This is a genomic window from Rugamonas brunnea, from assembly GCF_014042345.1.
Lineage (GTDB): Bacteria > Pseudomonadota > Gammaproteobacteria > Burkholderiales > Burkholderiaceae_D > Rugamonas > Rugamonas brunnea.
The window spans coordinates 82,667-95,005 of the sequence record NZ_JACEZT010000008.1 but is presented as its reverse complement, the minus strand read 5'-3'; the positions used below and the strand labels follow the sequence as shown (position 1 = coordinate 95,005).

Sequence of the window (12,339 nt, the reverse complement as noted above, 5' to 3'; positions counted from 1 at the left end):
TTTTACATTTCAGGGAGACACGCGTGTCATCTACCTTCATCAAGGCGCTGCTGGCGGTAAGCGCCATCACAGCCGCCAGCGGCAGCGCCTACGCGGCGCCGGCCGCCAAGCCTACCGTGGCCGAAGCCGAACGCTTCCTGGCCGACGCGGAAGCCCGCCTCAATAAACTGAGCATCGAACAGGCGCGCGGCGCCTGGGTCGGCGAGAACTTCATCACCGACGACACGGAAGCGATCAGCGCCTTCTTCTCCGAGCGCTACCTGACCGCGTCCGGCGAACTGGCGCTGGCCGCGCGCCGCTACAACGGCCTGCCGCTCAAGCCGGACGCCGCGCGCAAGCTCAAGCTGCTGCAACTGACGCTGATGCTGTCCGATCCCAAGGAGCGTGAAGCCTACACGGCGGCGCAGACGGCGATGACCGGCGCCTACGGCAAGGCCAAGTACTGCCCGAAAAACCCGGACGGCAGCGCCGGCGCCTGCATGGCGCTGGGTGAAATGGAAAAAGTACTGGCCGACAGCCGCGACCCGAACCGCCTGAAGGAAATCTGGCTCGGCTGGCACGCGCAATCGCCGGCCTACAAGCAACGCTACAGCCAGTACGTGGCGCTGTCGAACAAGGGCGCCCGCGAGATGGGCTTCGCCGACACGGGCGCGCTGTGGCGTTCGCAGTACGACATGCCGCCCGAGCAGTTCGCGGCCGAGATGGAACGCCTGTGGCAGCAGGTCAAACCGCTGTACGAATCGCTGCACACCTACACCCGCTACAAGCTGCGCCAGGCCTACGGCCCCGACGTGGTGCCGGCCACGGGCCCGATTCCGGCCCACCTGTTCGGCAATATGTGGAGCCAGACGTGGGACAACATCTACCCGCTGCTCAAGCCGGCCGGCGAGACCGGCAGCTATGACCTGAGCAAGGTGCTGGTCGAGCGCAAGATCGACGCGAAAGAAATGACGGCCGATGCGGAACGCTTCTACACCTCGCTGGGCATGCAGAAGCTGCCGGCCAGCTTCTGGGAACGCTCGCTGCTGACCAAGCCGCGCGACCGCGACGTGGTGTGCCACGCCTCCGCCTGGCCAATGGACGACAAGGACGACGTGCGCATCAAGATGTGCATCACGCCCACGGCCGAGGACTTCAGCACCATCCACCATGAGCTGGGCCACGTCTACTACTACCTGGCCTACAACAAGCAGCCCTATTTGTTCCGCAACGGCGCCAACGACGGCTTCCATGAAGCCATCGGCGACACGGTGGCCTTGTCCGTCACGCCCGACTACCTGAAGACCATCGGCCTGATGCCCAAGGATGCGGCGGCCGACGCCGACATCGGCCAGTTGCTGCAACGGGCGCTGACCAAGGTGGCCTTCCTGCCGTTCGGCTACTCGGTCGACAAATGGCGCTGGGATGTCTACTCCGGCAAAACCAAGCCGGCCGACTACGACAAGCACTGGTGGGAACTGCGCGAGCAGTACATGGGCATGTCGCGCCCGGCCGCCATCAGCGAGCAAGGCTTCGACGCCGGCGCCAAGTACCACGTGGCGGCCGACGTGCCGTACGCGCGCTACTTCCTGGCCGACATGCTGCAGTTCCAGTTCCACCGCGCGCTGTGCCGCGAGGCCGGCTACACGGGTCCGCTGCACCGCTGCTCCGTGTACGGCAATCCCAAGGCCGGCGCCAAGCTGCAACAGATGCTGGCCATGGGCGCCAGCAAGCCATGGCCGGAAGCGCTGAAAGCCATCTCGGGTGAGGACAAGATCGACGGCAACGCGCTGCTCGAATATTTTGCCCCGCTCAAGACCTGGCTCGACGCGCAGAACGCGCAGTTCGCGGCGGCGGAAAAACACTGACGCAAAAACATGCAGCCGAAAAAAAAACCTCGCCATCTGCATGGCGAGGTTTTTTTTCGGCTTAACATCCAGTAGGTTTAGAACTTGTAGTTCGCGCCCATCAGGATCGTGCGGCCATACTTCTGGTATTCCAGCTGCTGGCTACGGGTGCCGGTGTAGGTCTCGTAAGCCGAGTTGGTCAGATTGTTGACCTGCAGCAGCAGACCCAGGCCCTTATAGGTGCCTTCGTTGAAGGTGTAGCCAACCTGGAAGTCAACCACGTTCTCGCCGACCACATAACGCAGCGTACGCGAGTTGGCGAAGTTGCTGATCTCACCCACGAAGTCCGAACGCTTGCGCTGGCTGATACGGGTTTCGAAACCGTTCTTCTCGTAGTAGGCGGTCAGGTTGGTGACGCGCTTCGACAGGCCTGGCAGCGGGATGTTGCTACCGATGCTGCTGGTCGGATCTTCGATCTTGATGTCGCTGGTGCTGAAGGTGGCGCTAGCCTGCACACCGAAGCCGTCCAGCGACTTGGTCACCAGGTTCATCGGCAGCGAGCCGGACAGTTCCAGACCCTTCATCGTGCCGCCCTGGCCGTTGTACGGCGCCGAGAACGGGCCGATAGCGGTGTTGAGCGAACCCAGCACACCAGTGTTGTACACATAGCCTGGCGGGATGAAGGACGAGAAATCGTAGTCCTTGGTCTGGGTGTAGATGTAGCTGGTCAGCTTCTTGTAGAAACCGGCCACGGCATAGTAAGCCTTCTTGTCGAAGTATTTCTCATACGAGATGTCGAAGGCATTGGCGCGCCATGGGTCCAGCTTGGCGTTGCCGCCGTTGGCGGTCAGGCGGAACAGGGTCTTGTCGTAGTCCATCTGGAACGCCGAGCTCAGCTGGTCCACGCGTGGACGGGCCAGTTGCTTGGCCACGGCCAGACGCACGGTCTGCTGGTTGTCGAAGCCGAACGCCAGGTTCAGGCTAGGCAGCACGTCGGTGTAGGTCTTGCCCAGGTCCACAGGCTTGATCTCGGTGGTGCCGCTGGAATTGTCCACATAACGCGATTGCGACGACTGGTGGGTGCGCTGCACTTGCACGCCCACGTTACCGCGCACGCTCACATCGCCCATTTCGGCTTCGATGTTGGCCTTGACGAAGCTGGTGGTCACTTTTTCCTGCACGTCCCAGGCCTTGGTCACCAGGTAGGACAGGTTGTCGACCGGGTTGAACGCCATGCCGCTGGCGACCACGCCAGGCACGTTCCAGGCCGGGATGGTGCCCACGCCGGCGAAGCTCAGGTCCACGGGCGAGTACTGCAGGTTGGACGGCACGGTGAACTGGTCGCCGGTCAGGGTGATCGGACCTTCAGGCTGACGACGCTTCTTGCTGCGGTCGGCGTAGTTGACGCCCACGTCCACGCCCGAGAACAGCTTTTCCATCATGTCCGGCACTGGCAGGCTGGCCACCAGCTTGAAGCCTTTCAGCTCGTCTTCCACGTGCGGCACTTTGCCGTAGCCCGAACCGTAGATCGTGTTGCGCACATACAGCTGGCTTGGATCGCTGTAGTTCAGGCCGGTCGTGATGGTCGGGAACGCGCCGGACGCATATTTCAGGCCCAGGTTGTCGAGGAACTGGGTGCCTGCCACAGGGTTGTGCTGCAGGTTGTTTTCCAGGCTCAGCTCATCGCGCTTGGCTTGCGAGTAGTTCACGTCGGCGAACAGCGACCAATCCTTGAACTTGATGGTGTTGCTCCAGCCGGCAGCATGGATTTCATCCTTGCGCTTGTTGTACATGCCGCGTACCAGCGGGAACACGCCGGTGGCGGTGCCGCCAGCCAGGCTGTTGCCGTTGAACACAGGATTGACGTAGTTCAGGCCGGGCGTGAAGCCGCCGTTCCAGCCACCCAGGTTGACTTCCAGCTGGTTGTTGGTTTGCTCTTGCTTGAACTCGGAAGCGTAGATGTCCAGGATGCTGGTCCACTGCTTGTTCGGACGGTATTGCAGCACGCCCATGAAGCCGTCGCGCTTGTTGGTGCCGCTGGTGGCCACGGCCTTGATGCCGTCGGTGATGTAGGTGCCCGACGGGATGCCTGGACGCGAATCGGTCTTCCATGGCTCGTACATGCCCGTCTCATGGTCGAGGATGGGCGATTCCAGGTGGGCGAAGCCCAGTGCGATACCGATCGTGCGGTTGGCGAACTGGTCGATGTAGCTGGCGCTGAAGCGGTTGCCGTTGGCCGAGGCGCCGGCGATGCTGCCCAGCGAGTTGTGTTCGCCACGGGCATTCAGCGCCACGGTGCGGCCGCCGAACGACAGCGGACGTACGGTCTGCATGTCGATGGTGCCCGACAGGCCCTGGCCGACCAGGCCGGCGTCCGGGGTTTTGTAGACGGTCACGCCAGCCATCAGCTCGGATGGGTACTGGTCGAATTCCACCGAGCGGTTGTCGCCCGTGCTCACTTGCTCGCGGCCGTTCAGCAGGGTGGTCGAGAAGTCCGGCGACAGACCGCGCACGCTGATCACCTGGGCGCGGCCGGCCACGCGCTGGGCGGCCAGACCGGGCAGGCGGGAAATCGATTCGGCGATGCTGACGTCAGGCAGCTTGCCGATGTCCTCGGCCGAAATGGCTTCGACGATCGAGGTGGCATCCTTCTTGACCGAGATCGCGTCCTCGATACCACGGCGGATGCCCGACACGGTCACCGTCGCCATCGGCGCGGCGTCAGCCTGGGCGGCCGGCGCCGTTTGCGCGTAAACCGGTTGTGCCAACGCGGCCACGAACAGGGCGCAGCCTGCCGCGACCGGACTCAGTTGAAAAGTGGCGCTGTTGCGCTTGCTTGCGAACTTACTCATTGTTAATGCCCCCTCACTCGACACCAAATATATTTCCCGAGCCACGAACGACTTCACGGGTTCCTTGGAATTCAACGTTCTTTGACGTTCCAGAAAGAATTTTGTACTAAAACTAGATTTGGTGTCAATCGAAGTTAAGTTTAGCTACGTCGAAAGAAGCACGCTTACACTGCGCTCCCTATGAGAAGAATGGGGATGCGTTGTATTTCGGCTACAGAGTTACGCACGAGGCGATGTAATCGAACTACAAGATGGAAGAAAAAAGGGGCCGCCGGCGCGCGGCGCCGGGGATCAGTCACAGCCATCATCCCATGCTGCGCGACCCCGATACGCCTACCAGGCGAAGAAATCGAAAACTTTGCACATCGCAGCAACACGATAATGTAGCAACACTAAAAATTTAGCATTTCGCGCCAAGCTTGAAATGCACGAACGTTGCTAAGTCACTGTTTTTAAATTATTATTTTTAAATCGCTAAATTTCAATAAATTGTAGTCTGCCTACCAGAAGAATGGAGATCCCATGAAGCGCCTGATCGTGCTGGCCGCGCTGGCCACCCTGTCCCCGTCACCGGCATGGGCGCAGCCCCGGCAGCACAGCATCGACCACCTGGAGCCGCCCTCGTGGTGGACCGGCATGCACAGCCGGCAGCTGGAATTGATGGTGCATGGGCCCCGGATCGCCGAACTGGAGCCGGCACTGCACTATCCGGGCGTGCGCATCGCCAAGGTGGCCCGCAGCGATAACGCTAACTACCTGTTCATCGACCTGGACATCGCACCCGGCGCGGCGCCGGGCACGCTGACGCTGCAATTCCGCCAGCAAGGCAAGACCGTACTCAGCACCCCGTACACGCTGCAGGCGCGCGCGGCCGGCTCGGCCGACCGGTCCGGCTTCAGCAGCGCCGACGCCATCTATGAAGTGATGCCCGACCGCTATGCCAACGGCGACCCGGCCAACGACAACATGCCCGGCATGACGGAGCAGGCCAACCGCCAGGACGGTTCCGGCCGCCACGGCGGCGACCTGGCCGGCATGGCGGCCCACCTGGACTACGTGGCCGCCATGGGCTACACGATGCTGTGGCCGACCCCGCTGCTGGAGTCCAACATGGAGCGCGGCTCCTACCATGGCTACGCCACCACCAACCACTACCGCATCGACCCGCGCTACGGCAGCAACGAGCAATACCGCGCGTTCGTGGCGCAGGCGCGCCAGCACGGCATCGGCGTGATCCAGGACGTGGTGCTCAACCACATCGGCGACCGCCACTGGTGGATGCAGGACTTGCCGAGCGCCGACTGGATCACCCACCAGGGCAAGTTTGTGCCCACCGAGCACCACCGGGTGGCCGTGCAGGACCCCTACGGCTCGCAGGCCGACAGGCGCGACTTCACGCAAGGCTGGTTCGTCGCCACCATGCCAGACCTGAACCAGGCCAATCCCCACCTGGCCACCTACCTGATGCAAAACAGCATCTGGTGGATCGAGTACGCCGGCCTGTCCGGCCTGCGGGTGGACACCTACAGCTATTCCGACAGCGCCTTCCTGTCCGCCTGGTCGGGCCGCATCATGCACGAGTATCCGAAGCTGAACCTGGTGGGCGAGGAATGGAGCCCGCACATTCCCATCGTCGCCCGCTGGCAGGAAGGCAAGCGCAATTTCGACGGCTATGTCTCGCACATGCCGGGCATGATGGACTTCCCGCTCAACGACACGCTGCGCCGCGCGCTGGCCTCGGACGACGCCGACGGCGCCCAGTACAGCCTGACGAGCTTGTATGAAACCCTGTCCCAGGATTACCTGTACCCCAACCCCGGCAACATGGTGCTGTTCGAAGGCAACCACGACCTGTCGCGCATCTACAGCGACCTGCACGAGGACGACGCGCTGTTTCGCATGGCCATGGCCTACGTGCTGACGGCGCCGCGCATCCCGCAGTTCTATGCCGGCACGGAAGTGCTGATGACCAGCACCACCGGCCGCCGCGACGACGCCTCCTACCGCCACGACTTCCCCGGCGGCTGGGCCGGCGACACCGTCAACGCCTACACGGGCGCCGGCCTGACGCCCAGGCAACTGGCGGCCCAGGCCTTCCTGAAAAAGCTGCTGAACTGGCGCAAGGGCCAGCCCGTGATCCACCACGGCAAGACCATGCAGTTCGGACCCGAGCACAACACCTATGTGTTCTTCCGCTACGACGGCAAGCAGAAGGTGATGGTGGCGTTCAACAAGAACCACAGCGACACCACGCTGGCCACGGCCCGCTTCCAGGAAATGCTGGCCGGCGTGCACGGTGGCGACGACGTGATCAGCGGCCAGCACGTCGCACTGGACGGCACGCTGACCCTGCCGGCCCGCTCGGTGCTGGTGCTGGAGTTGCGCTAAGTTCAGTGGTGCGTCAACGCGGCGCGCACCGGCGCCGCCACTGGTACCACGCCGTCGTTGAGCTTGAAGATGCTGACCGCCTCGTTCAGGCTGGCCGCCTGCTGCTGCAAGGCGTCGGCCGCGGCGGCAGCCTGCTCCACCAGCGCCGCGTTCTGCTGGGTCGCATCGTCCATCTGGCTGATGGCGGTGCTGACCTGTTCGATACCCTCGCGCTGTTCAACGCTGGCCGTGGCGATCTCGCCTATCATGGCCGTCACCCGCCGCACACTGGTCACCACCTCGTCCATCGTCATGCCGGCCTGCCCCACGAGCCGGCTGCCCGCCTCCACCCGGTCGACGGAATCGCCGATCAGTTCCTTGATCTCCTTGGCGGCGGCCGCGCTGCGCTGGGCCAGGTTGCGCACCTCCGACGCCACCACCGCGAAACCGCGCCCCTGCTCGCCCGCGCGGGCCGCTTCCACCGCCGCGTTCAGGGCCAGGATATTGGTCTGGAAGGCGATGCCGTCGATCACGCCGATGATGTCGACGATCTTGCGCGACGACTCGTTGATCGAGCCCATGGTCTGCACCATCTGCTCCACCGCCTCGCCGCCGCGCTGCGCGACGGTGGAGGCAGCGTCGGCCAGCCGGCTGGCCTCGCTGGCGTTGTCGTTGTTGTGCTTGACGGTGGTGCTCAGTTCCATCATCGAGGCCGCCGTCTGTTGCAGTGCGCTGGCCTGCTGCTCCGTGCGGCCCGACAAGTCCAGGTTGCCGCTGGCGATCTCCACCGTGGCCTGATGGATGGTGTCCGTGCCTTGCCGCACCTGGCCGACGATGCGCGCCAGGTTGTCCTGCATGGCCTTGAGTGCGCGCAGCAAGTCGCCGATCTCGTCCCTGGTGCTGGCCCGCACGTCGCTGCGCAAATCGCCGGCCGCCACGGTCTGGGCCATGCCCACGGCCGCGCCCAGCGGCACGGTGATGCTGCGGATCAGCCAGCGCACGGTGACCAGGCCCACCGCCAGCGTCACCAGCAGTGTCGCCAGCATGACGGTGACGGCGCTGCGGTACTCGCGCGCGTTCGCCTGCGCCATTTCCGCCGTCAGCCGGCGCGACTCGGCGCCGATGAAAGCGACGATGTCATTGATCCTGGCCGTGGGCGCCCGGTCTATGCCCTTGACCAGCTTGTCGACCACGTGGGCGCTGTCGGCATTGGCCACATCGTACTGCTTGAGCGCTTCCAGGTATTTGCCTTGCAGCTCGGCGTGGGTACGGATCGCCTCGTCGACCAGCGGCGTGCGCAATTGCAACTGGTCCATGAGACCCTTGAGCCTGGCCAGTTCCGCCCCGGTCGCCTCGCTGCTTTTGAGGAAGGCCTTGGAATACTTGTCGAAGGCGGCCGGATCGTTGCCGCGCAACAGGGTGTCCTTCCATTCCTGCACCTGGATCTTGAATTGCACCTGGGCGCTGCGGGCCGTGTCCACGGCGGCGCTGAGCATGTCGGAACGGGCCATCGCTTCGGCACTGCGGGCATTGCTGCTGCTGAGGGCACGCCAGCCGCCGCCGGCCACCACCAGCAAGGCGGCGAAAAAGAACGCACCCAACAAGCCCAGCCGCACCCCGATTTTCAGATTTGCGAGTCTCATCACTTCCCCTTGCGCGTTGAGAGCCGGCGGCCGGCTCCTGGCAGTCCAGAGTCAAGCGGCCCGTGGCGTAGCACGCGCACGGGCCGGGCTGATGCATTGCAGTGCATGTATAGCTTACATCATGCGCTTCCGCATGGAAAAATCAAGCTGAGCCGTCGCGACTGAAGTCCAGGCGATACAGATTGGAGGGCACGGCCGGCGTCAATTCCGTGCAATGCACAAATTGCAAGCCCAGCTTGCGCAGCAGCGCGTTCGAGGCCACGTTGTCGGGGCCGGTGATGGCCAGCAGCGCGGGCAGGCGCAACACATCGCGCGCGTAGGCCAGCACGGCGCTGGCCGCCTCATAGGCGTAGCCCTGGCCCCAGTGGGCGGGCCGCAGCGCGTAGCCGATGTCGACGCCGGGCAGGCTGTCGCGTTTGATCAGGCCGCACAGGCCCAGCGGTGCGCCATCGGCGCTGCGTTCGACGAGGTAAAGGGAATGGCCGAGGCGGCGCTGCATGTCGCACGGCCCTTGTTCGATGGCGGCGCGGGCCGCCTCGACGGTGCGAAGATGCTTGTCGCCGATATGGCGCAGCCAGGACGGTTCGTTGACCAGCGCCAGGTAGAACGGCGCGTCATCCACGGTGAGCGTGCGCAGGCGCAGGCGCGGCGTCTCCAGCACGATCATGGGGCCGGGTCTGCCCTATTCGGGCCAGTGGGCGCGGTCATTGAGCAACTGGACCATCAGGTAAGCGTCCACATAGCCCAGTTGCGGATGGCGGTAGGCGCCGGGCAAGGTGCCGGCCACCTGGAAGCCCAGCCGTTTCCACAACAGCACGGCCGCCACGTTGGAACTGATCACGAAATCGAGTTGCACGGCCAGGTAGCCGGCCTGGCGCGCAGCCCGCAGGCAGTCGGCGCCGAGCAGCTTGCCCACGCCGATGCCCTGTGCGGCCGGGCTGACGACGAAGAAGGCGCTGGCCACGTGGGCGCCCCGGCCCGGCTGGGCCGGCAGCAAGCGGTACATGCCCAGCAGGCGCTCACCGTTGAGGATGGCCACAAGGCTGGCCACGCCGGGGCCGAACCAATAGGCCAGGCAGGCCTCGCGGGTGATGTCTTCGGGGAAATACAAGGTGTCGCCACTGGCGATCAATTCTTCGTGCACCGCCCACATGGCGTCAAAATCAGCCGGCGTGGCGGGACGTATCGCGATTTCTTTCAAGACAGCTCCAACAGGTTGCCCAGCAAGTTTTTTGATAGTCGATTGTCATGTATTTTCGGCGTCAAGTCCAGCGGGCGAGCGCAAGCGGAACCCGGTCTGCGCCGGCCGGCCCGGCAGATCCAGCGTGGCCGTGGCGCGCGGCGTGGTGCTGATGACCTTGCCGCGCCGCATCACCATCCGCCGCGCCGCGCGCAGCCGGATCGCTTCCACCGGGCTGGCCGCGTCCAGCAACACCAGGTCGGCATGGCAGCCGGGCGCCAGGCCGTAGCCGTGCAAACCGAGGATGCGGGCCGGCGCGGCCGTGACGGCCTCGAAGCAGGCGCGCATGGCGTGCTGGCCCGTCATCTGGGCCACGTGCAAGCCCATGTGGGCCACTTCCAGCATGTCGCCCGAGCCCAGGCTGTACCACGGGTCCATCACGCAATCGTGGCCGAACGCCACCTCCACGCCGGCCGCCAGCAGTTCCGGCACGCGCGTCATGCCGCGCCGCTTGGGGTAGCTGTCGTGGCGGCCTTGCAGCGTGATGTTGATGAGCGGGTTGGCCACGGCCGCCACGCCGGCCTCGCGAATCAGCGGCAGCAGCTTGCTCACGTAGTAGTTGTCCATCGAATGCATGGAGGTCAGGTGGGACCCGGTGACCCGGCCTTGCAGGCCGAGCCGGTTGGTCTCGTAGGCCAGCGTCTCGATGTGGCGCGAATGGGGGTCGTCCGATTCGTCGCAATGCATGTCCACCCGCAAGCCCTTGCCGGCCGCGAACTCGCACAGGATGCGCACCGATTCGGTGCCCTCGGCCATGGTGCGCTCGAAATGGGGGATGCCGCCCACCACGTCCACGCCCATGGCGATGGCGCGCTTGAGGTTAGCCAGCGCCGTGGGGCTGCGCAGCAAGCCATCCTGGGGGAAGGCCACCAGTTGCAAATCCAGGTAGGGCGCCACCTGGCGTTTCACGTCGAGCAGGGCTTCCACGGCCAGCAGGCGGTCGTCGCACACATCCACATGGCTGCGGATGGCCAGCAAGCCCTTGGCCACGGCCCAGTCGCAATATTGCAACGCGCGCGCCACGAGCGCCTCCTGGGTCAGCTGCGGCTTCAATTCGCCCCACAGCGCGATGCCTTCGAGCAGGGTGCCCGATTCGTTCACGCGCGGCAGGCCGTAGCTGAGTGTGGCGTCCATGTGGAAATGGGCATCCACGAACGGCGGCGTGAGCAGGTCGCCGCCGGCGTCGATCTCCTGCCGCCCGCGCGGCGCCAGGGCCGGGCCGATGGCAGCGATGCGGCCGTCGGCGATGGCGATGTCCATGCCCTGGCGGCCGTCGGGCAGGCTGGCGTTACGTATCACGGTATCAAAAGGCGCATCCATGGGCAGCTCCCGGCCAGCTTACTTCTTCCAGTAGGAAAATTCAGTCTCGTAACAGACCGTCTCGATGTCGGCAATGCGCTCCTGCATCGCGCTTTGCGCGTCCAGGATGGCCTGATTGTAGACAGAGGGGCCAATTTCACGCAAACAATAATCGAGCAGCAGGCGCGCCTTGAGCTCGCCCACCTCCTCGTCCATGTTTTCCGCGCAATAGCGCTGGATGGAGGCCAGCAAACGTTGCTCCACGTCCTTGTTCAGCTTGATCGTCATGTTGTTTCACCTGGAAAAGATTATTGTTGCAGCGCATTAATTTGACCATACACCCGGTCCTGTTGGGTATCGCACAGCGGTGCACGGATAGCGGAAAAAATAACTTTCCAAGGCCGGCAATCGCCGCTAGAATGCATTTATTGCAGCGCATCATAAACTCACGGCCACAGCCGCTCCGGTGCGCCAGGCCCGCATTTTAATCGTCCCAGGAGAAGCCATGTTTTCGATTCCAGAACAGTTTTCCGCAGCTACGAAATCCCAGATTGAAGCGCAGTTGAACATCATCAACAACCTGGCCGCCAAGGCCGTGGAAAGCGCCGAGAAAGTCATCGCCCTCAATATCAGCACCACCAAGGCCTCGGTGGAGAAATCGTCTTCGGCCGCCAAGCAATTGCTGGAAGCGAAAGACCCGCGCGAATTCTTCACCCTGAGCACGGGTCAGGCCAACTACCTGGACAACCTGCTGGCTTACAGCCGCCAGCTGTTCAACATCGCCACGGCCGCCCAGGCCGAGCTGATCCAGAGCGCCAAGGAACAGATCAAGGACGTGCCGCAGACGCTGACGCTGGCCGCCCCCGCCAAGCCCGCCGCCGCCCCAGCCCCGGCGCCGGCCCCGAAAGCGGCCGCCAAGGTGGAGCCGGAAGCCAAGGTGACCGTGGTTGCCGAGCCCGTGGTCGAAGTGCCAGCCAAACCCGCCATCGTGGCCGAAGCGCCCGCCCCTGCCAAGGTGGAAGCAGCCGCCGCGCCAGCGCCGGCCGTGACGGAAGCCGCCGCCGCACCTGTGGCCAAGGTCAGCGCCAAGTCCAAGAAATAAGGCACCAACC

Annotated in this window: 9 protein-coding genes; 3 read left to right on the top strand and 6 right to left on the bottom strand. The window is 64.2% G+C overall.

Annotated elements, in window-relative coordinates:
• Positions 1-23 precede the first annotated feature (23 nt).
• Positions 24-1,847: a M2 family metallopeptidase gene (locus tag H3H37_RS13605; RefSeq protein WP_182163319.1), complete on the top strand. Its 1,824-nt coding sequence runs from the start codon at positions 24-26 to the stop codon at positions 1,845-1,847.
• A gap of 77 nt (positions 1,848-1,924) precedes the next feature.
• On the opposite strand, the gene H3H37_RS13600 is transcribed toward H3H37_RS13605, so the two are convergent.
• Positions 1,925-4,678 carry a TonB-dependent receptor gene (locus H3H37_RS13600; protein ID WP_182163317.1) on the bottom strand — a complete coding sequence of 918 codons (2,754 nt, stop codon included), beginning with the start codon at positions 4,676-4,678 and terminating at the stop codon, positions 1,925-1,927.
• Positions 4,679-5,200: 522 nt separating this feature from the next.
• Between H3H37_RS13600 and H3H37_RS13595 the strand changes: the two genes are divergently transcribed.
• Entirely contained in the window at positions 5,201-7,066 is a 1,866-nt protein-coding gene (locus H3H37_RS13595; protein WP_182163315.1) for a glycoside hydrolase family 13 protein, read from the top strand.
• 2 nt (positions 7,067-7,068) lie between these two features.
• Here the strand turns inward: H3H37_RS13595 and H3H37_RS13590 are convergent, their stop codons facing one another.
• The 5 genes from H3H37_RS13590 to H3H37_RS13570 form a co-directional block, all read right to left on the bottom strand.
• Positions 7,069-8,688 carry a methyl-accepting chemotaxis protein gene (locus tag H3H37_RS13590; protein ID WP_182163313.1) on the bottom strand — a complete coding sequence of 540 codons (1,620 nt, stop codon included), beginning with the start codon at positions 8,686-8,688 and terminating at the stop codon, positions 7,069-7,071.
• Positions 8,689-8,830: 142 nt separating this feature from the next.
• Positions 8,831-9,355 (bottom strand): GNAT family N-acetyltransferase, encoded by a 525-nt coding sequence (locus tag H3H37_RS13585; RefSeq protein WP_182163311.1) that lies wholly within the window; start codon positions 9,353-9,355, stop codon positions 8,831-8,833.
• 15 nt (positions 9,356-9,370) lie between these two features.
• The gene (locus H3H37_RS13580; RefSeq protein WP_182163309.1) at positions 9,371-9,889 is read right to left on the bottom strand and encodes a GNAT family N-acetyltransferase; all 519 of its coding nucleotides are present in this window, start codon (positions 9,887-9,889) and stop codon (positions 9,371-9,373) included.
• Positions 9,890-9,934: 45 nt separating this feature from the next.
• Positions 9,935-11,248 carry an amidohydrolase family protein gene (locus H3H37_RS13575; RefSeq protein WP_182163307.1) on the bottom strand — a complete coding sequence of 438 codons (1,314 nt, stop codon included), beginning with the start codon at positions 11,246-11,248 and terminating at the stop codon, positions 9,935-9,937.
• A gap of 18 nt (positions 11,249-11,266) precedes the next feature.
• Positions 11,267-11,515, bottom strand: coding sequence for a DUF2164 domain-containing protein (locus tag H3H37_RS13570; protein WP_182163305.1), 249 nt, complete (start codon positions 11,513-11,515; stop codon positions 11,267-11,269).
• 217 nt (positions 11,516-11,732) lie between these two features.
• Between H3H37_RS13570 and H3H37_RS13565 the strand changes: the two genes are divergently transcribed.
• A complete protein-coding gene (locus H3H37_RS13565; RefSeq protein ID WP_182163303.1) occupies positions 11,733-12,329 on the top strand; it encodes a phasin family protein in 597 nt (198 codons plus the stop codon).
• Positions 12,330-12,339 lie beyond the last annotated feature (10 nt).

What these genes read in the sequence shown, in the direction of transcription:
- H3H37_RS13600 (WP_182163317.1), bottom strand. Translation starts at nt 4,678, where the DNA reads ATGAGTAAGTTCGCAAGCAAGCGCAACAGCGCCACTTTTCAACTGAGT.
- H3H37_RS13595 (WP_182163315.1), top strand. Translation starts at nt 5,201, where the DNA reads ATGAAGCGCCTGATCGTGCTGGCCGCGCTGGCCACCCTGTCCCCGTCA.
- H3H37_RS13590 (WP_182163313.1), bottom strand. Translation starts at nt 8,688, where the DNA reads ATGAGACTCGCAAATCTGAAAATCGGGGTGCGGCTGGGCTTGTTGGGT.
- H3H37_RS13585 (WP_182163311.1), bottom strand. Translation starts at nt 9,355, where the DNA reads ATGATCGTGCTGGAGACGCCGCGCCTGCGCCTGCGCACGCTCACCGTG.
- H3H37_RS13575 (WP_182163307.1), bottom strand. Translation starts at nt 11,248, where the DNA reads ATGGATGCGCCTTTTGATACCGTGATACGTAACGCCAGCCTGCCCGAC.
- H3H37_RS13570 (WP_182163305.1), bottom strand. Translation starts at nt 11,515, where the DNA reads ATGACGATCAAGCTGAACAAGGACGTGGAGCAACGTTTGCTGGCCTCC.
- H3H37_RS13565 (WP_182163303.1), top strand. Translation starts at nt 11,733, where the DNA reads ATGTTTTCGATTCCAGAACAGTTTTCCGCAGCTACGAAATCCCAGATT.